This is a genomic window from Flavobacterium bizetiae (assembly GCF_024271895.1).
Taxonomy (GTDB): domain Bacteria; phylum Bacteroidota; class Bacteroidia; order Flavobacteriales; family Flavobacteriaceae; genus Flavobacterium; species Flavobacterium bizetiae.
This window is the reverse complement of the sequence record NZ_CP091861.1, coordinates 1,493,527-1,510,010: the sequence shown is the minus strand read 5'-3', so window position 1 is coordinate 1,510,010 and position 16,484 is coordinate 1,493,527. Positions and strand designations below refer to the sequence as shown.

At 34.9% G+C, this 16,484-nt stretch carries 10 protein-coding genes; 6 read left to right on the top strand and 4 right to left on the bottom strand.

Going from position 1 to position 16,484, the window contains the following annotated elements; all coding sequences use genetic code 11:
* Window positions 1–318: 318 nt before the first annotated feature.
* Complete coding sequence (locus tag L0669_RS06755) at window positions 319–996, top strand: hypothetical protein (protein WP_263762263.1); 678 nt, start codon at window positions 319–321, stop codon at window positions 994–996.
* Here L0669_RS06755 and L0669_RS06750 read toward each other — a convergent pair.
* A complete protein-coding gene (locus L0669_RS06750) occupies window positions 991–1,725 on the bottom strand; it encodes a porin family protein (protein WP_341849979.1) in 735 nt (244 codons plus the stop codon). The two genes, L0669_RS06755 and L0669_RS06750, sit on opposite strands and share 6 nt — an antisense overlap.
* A 192-nt stretch (window positions 1,726–1,917) precedes the next feature.
* Here L0669_RS06750 and L0669_RS06745 point away from each other — a divergent pair, with 192 nt between their 5' ends.
* The 4 genes from L0669_RS06745 to L0669_RS06730 all read left to right on the top strand — a co-directional run bounded on the left by L0669_RS06745 (window position 1,918) and on the right by L0669_RS06730 (window position 8,811).
* Window positions 1,918–2,271, top strand: a complete 354-nt coding sequence (locus L0669_RS06745) for a hypothetical protein (protein WP_173969571.1) — start codon at window positions 1,918–1,920, stop codon at window positions 2,269–2,271.
* Between the two features lie 162 nt (window positions 2,272–2,433).
* Complete coding sequence (locus L0669_RS06740) at window positions 2,434–4,641, top strand: TonB-dependent receptor (RefSeq protein WP_263762261.1); 2,208 nt, start codon at window positions 2,434–2,436, stop codon at window positions 4,639–4,641.
* 419 nt (window positions 4,642–5,060) lie between these two features.
* Complete coding sequence (locus L0669_RS06735) at window positions 5,061–7,169, top strand: prolyl oligopeptidase family serine peptidase (protein ID WP_263762259.1); 2,109 nt, start codon at window positions 5,061–5,063, stop codon at window positions 7,167–7,169.
* Between the two features lie 649 nt (window positions 7,170–7,818).
* A complete protein-coding gene (locus L0669_RS06730) occupies window positions 7,819–8,811 on the top strand; it encodes a Gfo/Idh/MocA family protein (protein ID WP_263762257.1) in 993 nt (330 codons plus the stop codon).
* Between the two features lie 327 nt (window positions 8,812–9,138).
* On the opposite strand, the gene L0669_RS06725 is transcribed toward L0669_RS06730, so the two are convergent.
* The 3 genes from L0669_RS06725 to L0669_RS06715 all read right to left on the bottom strand — a co-directional run bounded on the left by L0669_RS06725 (window position 9,139) and on the right by L0669_RS06715 (window position 15,368).
* A complete protein-coding gene (locus L0669_RS06725; protein ID WP_173969575.1) occupies window positions 9,139–10,065 on the bottom strand; it encodes an outer membrane beta-barrel protein in 927 nt (308 codons plus the stop codon).
* A 179-nt stretch (window positions 10,066–10,244) separates the two neighbouring features.
* Window positions 10,245–14,783 (bottom strand): DNA polymerase III subunit alpha, encoded by a 4,539-nt coding sequence (dnaE, locus tag L0669_RS06720; RefSeq protein WP_263762255.1) that lies wholly within the window; start codon window positions 14,781–14,783, stop codon window positions 10,245–10,247.
* Window positions 14,784–14,948: 165 nt separating this feature from the next.
* Complete coding sequence (locus L0669_RS06715) at window positions 14,949–15,368, bottom strand: DUF417 family protein (protein WP_263762253.1); 420 nt, start codon at window positions 15,366–15,368, stop codon at window positions 14,949–14,951.
* A 239-nt stretch (window positions 15,369–15,607) separates the two neighbouring features.
* Between L0669_RS06715 and L0669_RS06710 the strand changes: the two genes are divergently transcribed.
* The gene (locus L0669_RS06710; RefSeq protein WP_263762251.1) at window positions 15,608–16,411 is read left to right on the top strand and encodes an SDR family oxidoreductase; all 804 of its coding nucleotides are present in this window, start codon (window positions 15,608–15,610) and stop codon (window positions 16,409–16,411) included.
* Window positions 16,412–16,484: the final 73 nt, after the last annotated feature.

Genomic DNA, 16,484 nt, shown 5'->3' with positions numbered 1-16,484 from the left:
GGTTGCCACGAATTGCACGAATTTTCACTAATTCTTTGTGTTTTTTTTTGCCACAGATTAAAATGATTCGCGCAGATTAATAAAAAGGTTTGCTACGAATTGCACGAATTTTAACTAATTCTTTGCGGTTGTTTTTTGCCACAGATTAAAAGATTCCCGGAGATTAATAAAGGTTTACTAAGAATTACAATAAATATAATTCGTGCTATTTCGTGAAATTCGTGGCAAAAAACCAACATAGAAAAGAAATCTTTTTTAATTCTTTTAATCTGTGGCAAAAAAAATAATTCGTGCAATTCGTGGCAAAAAAAATAATTCATGCTAATCCATGAAATTCGTATCAAAAAATATTATTTGTTTATATTTGCTAACACCACTAAATACAACGTTTTGAAAAGAATCCTTCCTTTATTTTCGTATATATTACATCCGATTTTTATCTCGATGTATGCCACTTTATTTTACCTTTTTTGCAAAAATGACGCTTTTACCAATCAGGAAAAATATTATGTTTTATTTCAGATTCTGATCATTACGATTTTAGTACCGGTATTGTTTTTCTTATTGCTGCGTTCAACGGGACATGTAAAATCAGTAATGGTACATGAAACTTCGCAACGCAGGATTCCGCTTGTCCTGCAGTGTTTTTTGTATATTTTACTGGTAAAAAGAAGCATCGTTATTGCGCGTTATCCGGAGCTGCACTTCTTTTTTCTGGGTGCTTTGTTTAGTACAATTTTAGCTTTGGTTCTTTCGATGTTTAAAGTAAAAGCAAGTTTGCACATGATGGCCATTAGCGGATTTACAATATTTGCAATCGGGCTAAACATGCATCTTCAAATGCAAAATCCTTATTGGGCTGCTTTTCTGATTTTAATGACTGGAGTTGTAGCATCTTCTCGTTTAGAAATGGAAGCACATTCGCCAAATGAATTACTAATTGGAACTTGTATAGGTATTGTTCCGCAATTGCTGTTTTTATATTTGTGGTTATAAAATATAGAAAATCAAACCTATATTCATAGCGTTCATTTGAATACTTTCGCCAGAAACGGTTTTCACTGATTTATCGAACAAACTATTTAAACCATAATAACAATACACGTTCCAGGTATTATAACCCGCTGAAATGTAAACTCCGTATTGAAATTGATTGACATCTTTATTATTAGAGATTTTATAAGTCGTTTCTCCGTCTTTCAGGATTGATTTATCTGAGAATACATAACTCAATTTTACTCCGCTATAAATCCTCCAGAATTTATAACTTTCGTAAGTCGAGGTTCTCCATCGAAACTCAATTGGCATATCTACTGAGTATTGCTTGTATCTGTTGGTAACAAATTCGCTGTAGCCATTTACGCCATAAACCTGCTCTCCGTCCGGACCTTTTGAAATGGTTAAATTTTGATAAAAGTTTTGATAGCTCAATCCTAAACCTGCTGCGATTGAAATATTTCTTGTTTTATTGATGGGCATATCACGCAAAAAACCTGCTGAAAGTCCTGCTGAAAATTTATCTTGTTTTAAACCGGAAGGCGCTTGAACCAAAAGATTATACGTAACCGAAAAATAAAACTGATCTTCACGATATAAAGAATCTATTTTTACAATAGGTTTTATCTCCGGCTTAACGTCTTGCGCAAAAGAATTGAAAAACGATACTAAAAACAAACAACTAAAAAGTAATCGCATATCGTATTTTGGTTTTAAAGAGTTTTTCAAGTAAACGTTTTTTAGAGTAGATTTATTTTACTTACAAATATAATATAATGCTAGTTCAGGAAGCAATTAGATCGTAATTATTCTCTTTTTGATGAAGAATAAATTCATTCCTTGCACTTTTTTCATCAAATCAGGAACAGAATTCAAAAAATAAATCGATTTTACTTTGATCTTTTATACCTTTGTCGGGAAATGAAAAGAAAACAACTCATATTAAGTGTTTCTTTGGCTCTGACAGTATTGTTCTCAATATTGTTTCAGTCCATACACAGTTATGAGCATATTGTAAAGCAGCTTTCAGAAAAACAATGTCATCACAACTATAATGATCCTAATGGCGAAATAACGCATCAGCATCATGATTATGATGTGTGTTTTGTTTGTCATTTTGTTTTTGGAAGTTATATTGTTCCTGAACAATTTGCTTTTGAGTTTCATTCTTTCAACTACGAAATCCCTTATTTTTTCTCTCTTTCAGAAAAAACGTTTTCACTTTCAGAAAGTCCGTATTTATTGCGTGGACCGCCCTCTGCTATAGTTTCTTAAGTTCGAAATCATTCGAAGTAAAATCAAACTCTTTTTAAATCTAATTCTAAAAAATTAGCAGATTTCCCCATCCTGAAATTCTCGGGATCGGCAAATTTTACTATTCTTTTTCGTTTTTGTTTTTCAAAAGATAAATACAATTAACTATAGCATCATTTTCAAATGAAAAAAATAATATTAGCCCTTATTTTAGGGTTTTCGGGCATTCTTTCTGCTCAAAATTCGGTTTCAGGAACAGTAACAAATCTTGAAAACCAGCCGTTAGCAAACGTATCTGTTTATGCGCCTGAGCTGCACAAAGGAACGACGACTGATCAGAACGGAAAATATGAATTTAAGAATCTTCCAAACGGAAGCTTCCGTATTACTTTTAGTATCGTTGGATTCACTGCTCAAAGTAAATCAATCAATAAATTATTAAAAGAAAATACCATCGATATAACACTTACCGAATCTGTTTTTGAAATGGACGAAGTAGTAGTTTCAACTCCTTTTAATAAGCTTCAATCGCAAAACGTAATGAAGGTGGAGCACGAAAGTATTAAAACTTTACAGCAAAAAGGAACTTCGACTTTAATCGAAGGTTTGGCCACAATTCCAGGGGTTTCTCAAATTTCTACCGGAACCTCTATCGGGAAACCGGTCATTCGAGGATTGAGCGGAAATCGTGTTTTGGTTTATTCCCAGGGTGTTCGTATCGAAAATCAACAATTTGGAGACGAGCATGGTTTAGGTTTAAATGATGCCGGAATCGAAAGTGTCGAAGTAATTAAAGGGCCAGCATCTTTATTATATGGTTCTGATGCTTTGGGTGGAGTTTTGTATTTTAACCCTGAAAAATTTGCCGATGCGAATACATTCAAAGCTAATTTTAGTCAAAAATACTTCACGAATACACAAGGAAGCAATTCTTCTATTGGATTAAAAACTTCGACTGATAACTGGAAATTTCTTGCTCGTGGAAGTTTCAATACTCACTCAGATTACAAAATTGCAGATGGAGAACGCGTAACCAACACTCGTTATAACGAAACTGATTTTAAAACCGGAATTGGCTACAGCAACTCTAGTTTTTCTAGTGTTTTAAGATACAACTACAACAAACTTGATCTTGGAATGCCGGATAACGGAATTGGAGAGCAATCGACCAGCAAGAATACAGAGTTTCCAAGACAGGGAATTTTCAATCATTTATTGAGTTTAAACAACGTTATCTTTTTTCAAAATTCGAAATTAGATGTTGATTTAGGATATATTGCGAATGACAGAAGCGAGTTTGAAGACAGTAACGAGGCATCGCTTCATATGAAACTGAATACTTTTAACTACAATGCTAAATATCATTTCCCTAAATTGGGTAAAATTGAAACTATTTTGGGAGTTCAGGGAATGCACCAAACAAACAAAAATTCTGGTGAAGAATATTTGATTCCGGACGCTACAACAAATGATTTTGGTGTTTTTGGAACTGCAAATTACGAATGGGACAATAGCGTTATTCAGGCCGGATTACGTTTTGACAACCGAAATATTACTTCTATCGCACACGGAACTGAAGGTGAAGAAGGTTACTTTTTACCTCTTGACAGATCTTTTGACAGTTTTAATGCTTCTTTGGGATATAAAACAAAACTGGCAGAACCGCTAACTTTTAGATTGAATGTGGCAACCGGATTTAGAGCTCCAAATTTAGCTGAGTTAACTTCGAATGGGGTTCACGAAGGAACAAACCGTTATGAAATTGGAAATGCTAATTTGAAAACGGAACAAAATGTTCAGACTGATTTGAATTTAGAATACAAAAACACGCATTTTGAATTCTTTATTAATGGATTTTACAATCATGTAAACAATTATATTTTCACTTCGCCAACTGGAGAAGTTCGTGATGATAATGATGTTTTTGCTTATATTCAGGACAATGCAAAATTATACGGTGGTGAAGTTGGCTTACACTTTCACCCTCACCCATTAGATTGGTTACATTTTGAAACTAGTTTTGAAACGGTTACGGGTAAAAAAGCAAACAATGATTATTTGCCTTTAATTCCTGCAAACAACTGGAACAACACTTTAAGAACTGAATTTAAAATCAACAACTGGTTTGAAGAAGGATACGCTTCTTTGAATGTTTCATCAACTTTCGCGCAGAAAAATGTGAGTGGTTTTGAAACAGCTTCAGACGGGTATACTTTAGTAAATTTAGGTTTTGGAGGAACGGTAAAGCTTGGTAAACATGCTTTTGATGTAAACCTGAACGGAAACAACTTATTTGATAAAAAATATATTGCTCACTTATCAAGATTAAAAACAGACGGAATTCCTAATATCGGGCGTAATATCGTTTTGGGAGTTAACTTCAACTTATAATTTTTTTTGAATTAAACCATGTAAGTATGATGCCTGTTTATTTTGTTTTTGGTTGAACATGTATTTCTTACGTGGTTTATTTAATTAAGCTTTGCGTTGTTTACAATTTTACCGCAAAGCATTCAAAGTTTTTATATATACTTGATCTTTTAGAAACACAAAGTCCACAAAGCTTTGTATTGATTTCTCATTTTAACCTAAAAACAGATTAATTTTTACCGCAAAGAACGCAAGGTTTCTTATACATGCTTGATCTTGTAAAAAACACAAAGTTCGCAAAGCTTTGTATTGATTCTGCCTTTGTGAACTTTGTGTTTTATAAACATACCGCGAGATAAAATCTTAGTGCACTTTGCGGTTAATTATCCTTTTGATCTAACAAAAAATGCTATTTTTGTGACAACTGTTAAACATAAACTATGAAAAAAACATTTCTTATAATGGCAATTACAACTGCAGGAATTTCATTTGCACAAAATAAAATTCAATATCCTGAAACCAAAAAAGGCGAAACAGTTGACGTCTATTTTGACACAAAAGTAAACGATCCTTATCGTTGGCTTGAAGATGACAAATCAGCTGAAACAGGTGCTTGGGTAAAAGCTCAAAATGAGGTTACTTACGGATATTTAGATAAAATTCCATTTCGTGAAGAACTTAAAAAACGAATGGAAAAACTTTGGAATTATGAAAAAATCAGCGCTCCATTTGTAGAAGGGAAATTTACTTATTATTCAAAAAACAACGGACTTCAGAATCAAGCTGTTATTTATAGAAAAGGAAAAGATGGCAAGGAAGAAACTTTCTTAGATCCAAATACATTTTCTAAAGACGGAACAACTTCTCTTGGTGGTTTGAATTTTTCTAAAGACGGAAATAAAGCTGCTTACGCCATTTCTGAAGGCGGAAGCGACTGGAGAAAAGTAATCATTATTGATGCTTTGTCTAAAAAAGCTATCGAAGACACTTTGGTTGATGTAAAATTCAGCGGTGTTTCATGGCACGGAAACGACGGGTTTTATTACTCTAGTTATGACAAACCTAAAGGAAGCGAATTATCTGCAAAAACAGATCAGCACAAATTGTATTACCACAAACTTGGAACTTCTCAAAAAGAGGATAAAGTTATTTTTGGTGCAGATCAAAAAAGAAGATACGTAGGTGGTTATGTTACTGAAGACGATAAATATTTAGTAATTTCTGCTGCTAATTCTACTTACGGAAACGAATTATACATCAAAGATTTAACTAAAGCGAATAGTCCGATTGTAACGATTGTAGACAATTTTAGCAGCGACAATCAGATTATCGAAAACGAAGGAACAAAATTGTTTATAGAAACTGACTTAAACGCTCCAAACAAACGTGTTGTAACGGTTGACATAAGCAATCCTAAACCAGAAAACTGGAAAGATTTTATCAAAGAAACTCAAGATATTTTATCGCCTTCAACAGGAAGCGGATTTTTCTTTGCTAATTACACAAAAGATGCTGTTTCATTTGTACAACAATACGATTATAACGGAAAATTAGTTCGCGAAATCAAACTTCCTGGTGTAGGAACTGCAGCTGGATTTGGAGGAAAAAAAGACGAAAAAACTTTGTACTACAGTTTTACGAACTATATAACTCCGGGAACGATCTATTCATTTGAACCAAAATCTGGTAAATCTGAAGTATATCAAAAACCAAAAGTTGATTTTAAAAGTGAAGATTACGAATCAAAACAAGTATTCTACACTTCAAAAGACGGAACAAAAATCCCGATGATCATCACCTATAAAAAAGGATTAAAATTAGACGGTAAAAACCCAACAATCCTTTACGGTTACGGTGGATTCAACATTAGCTTAACTCCAAGTTTCAACATTGCAAATGCTGTTTGGTTAGAAAATGGCGGAGTTTACGCTGTTGCTAACTTAAGAGGTGGTGGTGAATATGGTAAAAAATGGCACGATGCGGGAACTAAATTGCAAAAGCAAAATGTATTTGATGACTTTATTGCTGCCGGCGAATATTTAATCGCTCAAAAATATACTTCATCTGCTTTCTTAGCAATTCGTGGAGGTTCTAACGGAGGTTTATTAGTTGGAGCTACAATGACACAACGTCCGGATTTAATGAAAGTTGCATTACCGGCTGTTGGTGTAATGGATATGTTACGTTACCATACTTTTACTGCAGGTGCAGGTTGGGCTTACGATTACGGAACGTCTCAGGATAGTAAAGAAATGTTCGAATACTTAAAAGGATATTCTCCTGTACAAAATGTAAAAAAAGGTGTTCAGTATCCTGCAACTATGGTTACAACTGGAGATCATGATGACCGTGTAGTTCCTGCACATAGTTTTAAATTTGCTGCTGAATTGCAGGAAAAACAAACTGGTCCTAATCCGGTTTTAATTCGTATTGATGTAAAAGCTGGTCACGGAGCAGGAAAATCTGTTGCTGCTATGATTCAGGAAAATGTAGACATTCAGGCGTTCACACTTTACAATATGGGTTTTAAGGCTTTACCTAAAAAATAAAACTTTAATCGCTTAAATTTTTAGCCACGAATTCACGAATTATTTTTGTGAGTTCGTGGCTTATTTTTTTTTTACCACAGATTCTGTGACGTTTTTTTTTCGCCACGAATTTCACAAATTAGCATGAATTATTTTGCCGAGAGCTATTTTATTTCGGATTGAGAATTTTACCGCAAAGCACGCAAAGATTTTATATCAGCTTGTCGTTGTAAAAACACAAAGTTCGCAAAGCTGGTTCAATACAAAGCTTTGCGAACTTTGCGTTTTTATAAAATCTTCTAAGTATAAAAACTTTGCGTGCTTTGCGGTAAAATTAATCTGCATAATCTGCATGAAAATATAATTCGTGAAAATTCGTGAAATTCGTGGCAAACCTTTTTTTAATCTGCATGAAAATTAATTCGTGAATTCGTGCCTTTTTTTGTTTTCTCCCAGATCTTGCAGATTTAGCAGATTTCTTGTCTTAGGATCTGCAAAGCTTTGTATTGTTAAATCAGCTTTGCGAACTTTGTGTTTTTATAAATCTTCTAGGCATAAAAACTTTGCGTGCTTTGCGGTAAAATTAAATCTGCATGAAAAAATAATTCGTGAAAATTCGTGAAATTCGTGGCAAACCTTTTTAAATTTGAATAACTAAAAAACCAGAAAAATGAAAATTGTAAAATGGGGAATTATAGGTTGTGGGAATGTAACCGAAGTAAAAAGTGGTCCTGCATTTCAGAAACCGCCTAACTCGGCTTTGGTTGCTGTTATGCGCAGGGATGCGGCTCTTGCCGAAGATTATGCCAAACGTCATAATGTGGCTAAATGGTATTCGAATGCTGCTGATTTAATTAATGATCCGGAAGTCGATGCTGTTTATATTGCCACTCCTCCATCGTCTCATAAAGAATATACTATTTTATGTGCCAAAGCAGGAAAACCGGTTTATGTAGAAAAACCAATGGCCCTGAATTTTGAAGAATGCAACGAGATGATCAGCGTTTGTAAGGAACACAATGTTCCTTTGTTTGTTGCTTATTACAGAAGAAGTTTACCTCGTTTTTTAAAAATAAAAGAACTAATTGATCAAAATAAGATAGGAATTGTCAGACACGTAAATTGTGTTTTATACCATCCGTTTGAAGAAAGATACGATGACGAAATTAACTTGCCCTGGACGGTTTTACCGCATATTTCAGGTGGCGGGATTTTTGTTGATCTGGCTTGTCATACTTTAGATTTTCTTGATTTTGTTTTAGGACCGATAAAATCAGTTCGTGGTCATGCCAGTTCGCAACTAAAAGCGTATCCGGCGGAAGATTCGGTTTCGATGTCTTTTTTATTTGAAAACGGAATTCACGGAACGGGTTTATGGAATTTCGCCAGTTTTGAACGTTATGACAATACTGACATTGTAGGTGATAAGGGAAAAATATCGTTCTCTACTTTTGGAAATGACCCAATACATATTCAATATGCAAATGGTGAAAAAGAAAGTATTACGATTGAAAACCCATTACATATTCAGCAGCCTCTTATTGAAACTGTTGTTGCCGAAATTTTGGGTAATGAAGGAATTAATCCATCAAAAGGAACATCGGCGGCAAGAACTACCTGGGTTATTGATGAAGTTTTGAAGGAGTTTAGGAATTCTAAATAATTGTGAGTTGTAAATTGTGAATTGTGAATTCTCTCCAGCTTTAATGGAGTTTATAGCCTAAATGTTTTGCGTTAGTTTCTTGCGGAGATCCCTCGTTCGGGATGACAAACTAAACGAAAATATTGTTATGAAAATGATTGCCCTAGCCCCGATAGAAGTGGAAATCCTTTTATTTTTTTCCTTTAAAAAAATAAAAGATTGGAACGTATAGCGGGATTAGCTCCTGAAAAAAAATATTATAAAAACTAAGATGAAAAGTTTGTGCAAAAAAAAGGATATTCATAATGAATATCCTTTTTTTTCAAAAAACTAAAAAGTACTATAAAATTATAGGCTGTATTTAAGACCAAGTGTTAGTCCTAAACCTGAAATTCCAACGTAAGAACTTAATTCATCCATTGGTTTCGTTTTATCAACACCATTTGGATTTGTCAAAGCATTATTAGAATTAACATCTAATTTACTTCTATAATTTGTATGAATTTGAGATGTAGATCTTGTTGCTAAAGCATCATTGCCATTAACTGTAAATTCAGTAGTTTCTTTAGTTTTACCGTGTACAGTAAAATTACGGTATTCTAATTCACCAAAAACTGAAATATTTTTTCCTAATTTATAAGATGTTCCTAAAGCGGCAACAAATCCAACTGTTGGGTTTGGTTTTACTTTATCGACACTATGAACATTTCCAAAAGCAGTTGGAGCTCCTGTATTTGAAAAAGCAATTGGAGCGTATGCATCAGAAGTAATTTCTAAATCTCCGTGAATAGGAACCAAAACACCTACTTTAGTATAAGGCTCAAAACCTTTATGTTCTCCTAAAAACAATACCAAAGCCGGAGCAAGATCAAAAGCAGTAATCTGACCTACTGATTTAAAAGCATATACACCAGCTGGCGTAATAGGCACATCTGATCTGGTTTGTGCCATTGTTTTATCTTTACTAGTGTAATAATTAACACCTAATTCAACTCCTAAACGAGCATTAAATCTATATCCGGCAGTGATTCCAGTTCTAAAACCTTCACCAAAAGAACCTGTAACACTTTCTTCAGAAACTAATTTTCCTCCTACAAAAGTTCTATCCAATGGAAGATTTCCTCCTACAGTTGGGAATTCAGTAGCAGCAGTTTGAATAAAATAAGATCCACCCAATTTAAAATACCAACTTTCTGGTTTATCTGCTTTTTCTGTTTGCGCCATTGTGGCCATAGAGCAAACTAATAATCCGAGTAAAAATAGGTTTTTTTTCATAATTCTGTTTTTAATTGTTTTTTTACAAACTTAGATTATTTTAACATATTCTTAGAGTTTGCATTGTTAGACTTGGCACGAAAACGTTGTAATTTTAAGCAATATTACTAAAAAACTATTATGCATGCATAATTTTAACACTAAAAAAATACATAACCCTAAATTTTAACTGTTAAAATTTAGTTTAGCTTAAAATTTATCTGCATTTTCTCTAATTCTATCAATAACTCGGTAGAAATCTTAACTTTTAGCCTGCGACTAGGCATTGTAAGTTTGGTTACAACTTTTATTTCTTCGACTTCATTTACTTCCTGAATTTTAGTTTCTTCAATTGCTGCTTCGGTATCTTCGTTCTCGTCGACAAAAACAGCATCATCAGCTTCTTCAAAATCAGTTGGGGTTTCTACTTCGACCAAACGTTTTATCTTTTCTAACTCCATGATTTCAAAAGTCACAGAATTGTCTCCTTTATTTTCACTAAACAAGCGACTCAACGAATGAATAAATTCTTCTTGTAAGTCTTTTATATTTAATAGTAAAATCAGTTTTTTTGCAAAAGCTTCCAGAATATCCTGCAACTGTCGAATCTCGACAAATTGCATTCTTGGATCTGACTTTTTACCGGTATCATGATTGACCCAACCGTCTTTTATTAATATTTTTATGAAGGCAAAATTATTCTGAATCAGGAAATGGCGGAATTTCAAGTATTCTTCACCAAAAATCTTAAACTCATAACTTTCGTCATAACCTTCGAGATTAAATACTGCCCAGCCTTTTCCGTTTTTTGCCACACGATGCTGAACGTTATTAATGATTCCGGCAAAGTTTAGATTTTTACCCACATATTCGTTCATGCTTTTTAAGGATTCTAATCGGGAATTACAGAAATATTTCATCTCAAATCTAAAGTCATCCAGAGGATGTCCTGAAATATAGATTCCAACTACTTCTTTCTCTTTGGCCAATTTTTCCATCGTGCTCCAGTCTTCACATGGTGGCACAACTGGTTCATCAATTTGTACTTCGCTGGTTTCTCCAAACAAACTTACTTGTGATGAGTTTTCGTTTTCCTGAAATTTAGATCCGTAACGAATTGCTTTTTCATAAAAAGTAATTCCGTCGCCATCGTCATGAAAATATTGGGCTCTTGTCGTTCCTTCAAAAGAATCAAAACCTCCTGCCAAAGCCAAATTTTCGATTGCTTTTTTATTCGCAGCACGCAAATCGATACGTTTCGCCAAATCAAAAATCGATTTGTACTTACCGTCTTTTCTGCTTTCTACAATGGTTGCCACAGCTCCGGAACCTACTCCTTTAATCGCGCCCATACCAAAACGGACAGCGTATTCATCATTTACGGTAAATTTGTAAAACGATTCGTTTACATCCGGCCCTAAAACCTGTAAGCCCATTCGTTTGCATTCTTCCATAAAAAATGATACTTGTTTGATATCATTCATATTATTCGAAAGTACCGCTGCCATATATTCAGCAGGATAATGCGCTTTAAGATAGGCTGTTTGATACGCAATCCAGGCATAACAAGTCGAGTGCGATTTGTTGAAGGCGTAACTCGCAAATGCTTCCCAGTCTTTCCAGATCTTCTCTAAAACTTTTGCATCATGACCTTTTTTCGCCGCTTGTTCTACGAACTTAGGCTTCATTTTATCTAGTACATCTTTTTGTTTCTTACCCATCGCTTTACGCAAAACGTCGGCCTCACCTTTTGTAAAGTCAGCCAGCGATTGCGACAAAAGCATTACCTGCTCCTGATAAACGGTAATTCCGTAAGTCTCTCCTAAATATTCCTCACAGGCATCTAAATCGTATTTGATTTCTTCTTCGCCATTTTTTCTTCGTACGAAAGACGGAATATACTCTAAAGGTCCCGGACGATACAAGGCGTTCATGGCAATTAAATCTCCAAAAACCGTTGGTTTTAGATCTTTCATGTATTTCTGCATTCCGGGTGACTCATATTGGAAGATTCCAACTGTTTCTCCTCTCTGGAAAAGTGCATAAGTCTCAACATCATCAATCGGGAAGGTATCCGGATCGAGATCAATTCCGTTTCTATATTTTACCAGTTTAACGGTATCTTTAATCAAGGTAAGGGTCTTCAGACCCAAAAAGTCCATTTTCAGCAATCCTGCACTTTCTGCAACCGAGTTATCAAACTGTGTTACATATAAATCAGAATCTTTTGCTGTAGTTACGGGAACGAAATTCGTAATATCCGATGGCGTGATGATTACACCACAGGCGTGAATTCCGGTATTTCGCATCGATCCTTCAAGGATTTTTGCCTGTTGAATGGTTTCTCCGGCCAAATCATCTTCATTGGCAATGGCGATTAATTCTTTTACATTATCAAATTCATCAGAACGAAGCGCTTTTTTAACCTCTTCTTCGCTTTCAGAAATAAAACGCGCCAAATTCCATTTTGACGGCATCATTCCCGGAATCAGTTTTGCAATTCTATCGGCTTCAAACAATGGTAAATCCAGTACACGAGCCGTATCACGAATCGCAGATTTGGTTGCCATTTTACCATAGGTAATAATTTGCGCCACCTGATTTTGTCCGTACTTATTAATTACGTAATCCATAACACGACCACGACCCTCGTCATCAAAATCGATATCAATATCGGGCATGGATACACGGTCAGGATTAAGGAAACGCTCAAAAAGCAAATCGTACTTAATAGGGTCAATATTGGTAATTCCTAAACAATAAGCCACGGCAGATCCCGCAGCAGATCCACGACCTGGCCCTACCGAAACGTCCATTTTTCGGGCTTCAGCGATGAAATCCTGAACAATCAGGAAGTAACCCGGATATCCGGAATTGGAAATCGTTAATAACTCAAAATCTAAACGTTCCTGAATCGATTCGGTAATTTCTCCGTATCGTTTTTTTGCTCCCACCATTGTAAGGTGTCGCAGGTATTTATTTTCACCTCGAACTCCGCCATCAGCTTCATCTTCAACAACTACAAATTCTTCCGGGATATCAAATTTAGGAAGCAATACATCTCGATAAAGCGAATAAATCTCTACTTTATCTACAATTTCCTGAATATTGATAATCGAATCAGGCAAATCGGCAAAGAGTTTTTTCATCTCTTCTCCAGACTTGTAATAATACTCCTGATTAGGTAATCCGTAACGATATCCACGTCCACGACCAATTGGCGTAGCTTGTTTTTCACCATCTTTTACACACAATAAAATGTCGTGTGCATTGGCGTCTTCTTTATTTAAATAATAGGTATTATTGGTTGCAATTAATTTGACATTGTGCTTTTTAGAAAACTCAATCAGTGTTTTGTTTACACGATTTTCATCTTCCTGATTATGTCGCATAATCTCAAGATAAAAGTCATCGCCAAATTGTTCTTTCCACCAGATCAAGGCTTCTTCGGCTTGGTTTTCACCAATGTTCAGGATCTTACTCGGAATCTCTCCGTATAAATTCCCGGACAAAACCATGATATCTTCTTTGTATTTTTCGATAATGGCACGGTCAATCCTCGGAACATAATAAAATCCGTTTGTAAAAGCGATCGAAGACATTTTCGCCAGATTGTGATAACCGTTTTTGTTTTTGGCTAACAATACAACCTGATTTCCGTTGTCTTTTTTACTTTTATCTAAGTGATTGTCGCAAACATTAAATTCGCAACCTACGATTGGTTTTATTTCGGTTTCTGTTGGCTCTTCACCTGCTTCGACCAAAGCTTTATTTTTTCCTGATGCTGCTTTATTATGGTTCATAACGGCGCTCACAAAGTGAAAAGCTCCCATCATGTTTCCTGTATCCGTCATGGCAACGGCAGGCATTCCGTTTTTGGCTGTAGCCGCAACAATATTTCCAATTCCTATAGTTGATTGTAAAACCGAAAATTGGGTATGATTGTGTAAATGCGCGTATTTTGCCTCTTTAAAATCTTCTCTGTCAGAATGTGAAACTGCAGGTTCTTGCCCAACAGATTCTAAAGCTTTTAATTGCTCTCTGATTTTATCAGAAGCTGCTTTTAAATTGATGTGTTTTAAACCAATTAACGGAAATTCCTGTGGATTTCTATTTTGAAATTCCTTGAAATAATCCTTCGGAACATCCAGTTCTTCTTTGGTAAAAACTTCTCTTCTTATTAATTCCAGAAAACAACGCGTAGTTGCCTCAACGTCGGCAGTTGCGTTGTGCGCTTCTGCGAAAGGTTTATTAAAAAGATATTCGTGTAATTCTGTAAGTGTTGGTAATTTAAACCTTCCTCCACGACCTCCGGGAAGTTTTAATAATGAAGCAGTAACCTCGGTACAAGTATCTAAAACCGGCATTGAACTCATAGGAGAATCTACTCCCATTCTATGAAATTCAGCGCCCATAATATTAACGTCGAAACCTAAATTCTGACCTACAATAAATTTGGTTTTGCTTAAAGCAATATTGAATTTCTCCAAAACTTCAGCCAAAGTAATTCCATCGGCGTCGGCCAATTCTGTCGAAATTCCGTGAATACGCTCCGCATCATACGGAATATTAAATCCGTCAGGTTTTACCAGGTAATCCTGATGTTCAATAAGCTGTCCCATTTCGTCATGAAGCTGCCATGCGATCTGAATACAGCGAGGCCAGTTATCAGAATCGGTTATTGGAGCATCCCAGCGTTTTGGTAATCCGGTTGTTTCGGTATCGAATATTAAATACATAGAGTGAAAATACAAAAAATTAAACTCCAAATTCCAAATCCTTCCTATATAAACATCTGATTATATGGAATATAAAAAACTACTCTGTAAATTATGGAGGAAGTTCAAATTTACGCTTTTTTTAAACAAATTAGCTAGTGAATTTTGTTAAGAATTGTGCCTAATTTATTCCTTGCCTTTTACAAAAACCATTAACGAAATTGCCAAATACGGAATGTCTTTTAGAATAAAAAAATCGGTAACCGGAAAGCCTTCTACTGTTTTAAAAACACCAGGAGTTGTAATTAAAAAACTCAACGTTGTTACAAATATTACTGCTGAAGCAAAACCGGCATAAAAACCAATTCGTTTAAAAAACAACGAAGCAAGCAACCCAATTCCGGTAAGAACCTCAAAAATTCCAATAAAATTAGAAACCTGTTGTACAGACATCACTTTATACATCCAGCTCATCGCAAAATGATTCTCGACCAAACCTTTTATCGCTCCGGCTTCAACGGCTGTAAACTTAAAAAGCCCTACCCAGATTAAAATAATTACAGTTCCTAAAACTCCCAGTTTGTACGCAAATTGATTTAAATTCATGATATTTTATTTAAAATTAAAGTCTTCAATATTAGAAGTTCTTTTTAAAAGTAATTGTCAGCTAGTTGTCATAATGAAGCAATTTGCCCCATTATGACATTTAAATTTCCATTTAATTTCATTCTGAAAACTTCGATTATTCATTTTGGATACTCATTGCACCAAAATGAACACTTTTAAACTGTGCTGTATCCTGAACTTTGCTTCATCAAATTATAACAATTAAAAAAACAATAATTATGAAAACAATTTTTATCACAGGCGCATCATCAGGATTAGGAAAAGCTACAGCAAAATTATTTCAACAAAAAGGATGGAATGTAATTGCTACAATGAGAACTACGGAAAAAGAAACCGAACTTTCTAATTTAGAAAATGTAACACTCTTACCATTAGATGTTACCAACTACGATCAAATACAAAGCACCATTAAAAAAGCATTAGAATTAAGCGATATTGATATCGTTTTTAATAATGCAGGTTATGGTTTAATTGGTCCTTTGGAAAGCTTTAATGACGATCAGATCACAAAACAGCTTAACACAAATTTATTGGGAGTGATTCGCGTTACTAATGCTTTTATTCCGTATTTCAGAGAAAGAAAAAGCGGATTGTTTATCTCTACAACTTCTATTGGCGGATTGATTTCTTTTCCTTTAGGATCTGTATATCACGCAACAAAATGGGGACTGGAAGGCTGGAGCGAAAGTATGGCTTATGAATTAAATCCGTTTGGAATCAATATTAAAACGGTTTCTCCGGGCGGTATCAAAACAGAATTTCTTCATGGTTCGCTTGATACAGGAGTTAAACCTGAATACCAGGCAATGGCTGACAAAATGTTTGAAAATGTAGATGTAATGTTTGAAATGGCATCAACACCGGAGCAAATTGCTGATGTTGTTTACGAAGCTGCAACCGATGGAAAAAACCAACTGAGATATGTAGCCGGAGAAGATGCAAAAGCACTTTACAAACAAAGACAGGAACAAGGTGACGAAGTTTTTCGCGCTGCATTTGGCAAACAATTTTTAGGAGCATAATAATTCCTGTTAAGGCTTCCCAAAAAACATTCAACATTCTTTTATTAAGCTCCAGCGGAGCGAAATATTTATA

What these genes read in the sequence shown, in the direction of transcription:
- L0669_RS06755 (WP_263762263.1), top strand. Translation starts at nt 319, where the DNA reads ATGCTAATCCATGAAATTCGTATCAAAAAATATTATTTGTTTATATTT.
- L0669_RS06745 (WP_173969571.1), top strand. Translation starts at nt 1,918, where the DNA reads ATGAAAAGAAAACAACTCATATTAAGTGTTTCTTTGGCTCTGACAGTA.
- L0669_RS06740 (WP_263762261.1), top strand. Translation starts at nt 2,434, where the DNA reads ATGAAAAAAATAATATTAGCCCTTATTTTAGGGTTTTCGGGCATTCTT.
- L0669_RS06735 (WP_263762259.1), top strand. Translation starts at nt 5,061, where the DNA reads ATGAAAAAAACATTTCTTATAATGGCAATTACAACTGCAGGAATTTCA.
- L0669_RS06730 (WP_263762257.1), top strand. Translation starts at nt 7,819, where the DNA reads ATGAAAATTGTAAAATGGGGAATTATAGGTTGTGGGAATGTAACCGAA.
- L0669_RS06725 (WP_173969575.1), bottom strand. Translation starts at nt 10,065, where the DNA reads ATGAAAAAAAACCTATTTTTACTCGGATTATTAGTTTGCTCTATGGCC.
- dnaE (WP_263762255.1), bottom strand. Translation starts at nt 14,783, where the DNA reads ATGTATTTAATATTCGATACCGAAACAACCGGATTACCAAAACGCTGG.
- L0669_RS06715 (WP_263762253.1), bottom strand. Translation starts at nt 15,368, where the DNA reads ATGAATTTAAATCAATTTGCGTACAAACTGGGAGTTTTAGGAACTGTA.
- L0669_RS06710 (WP_263762251.1), top strand. Translation starts at nt 15,608, where the DNA reads ATGAAAACAATTTTTATCACAGGCGCATCATCAGGATTAGGAAAAGCT.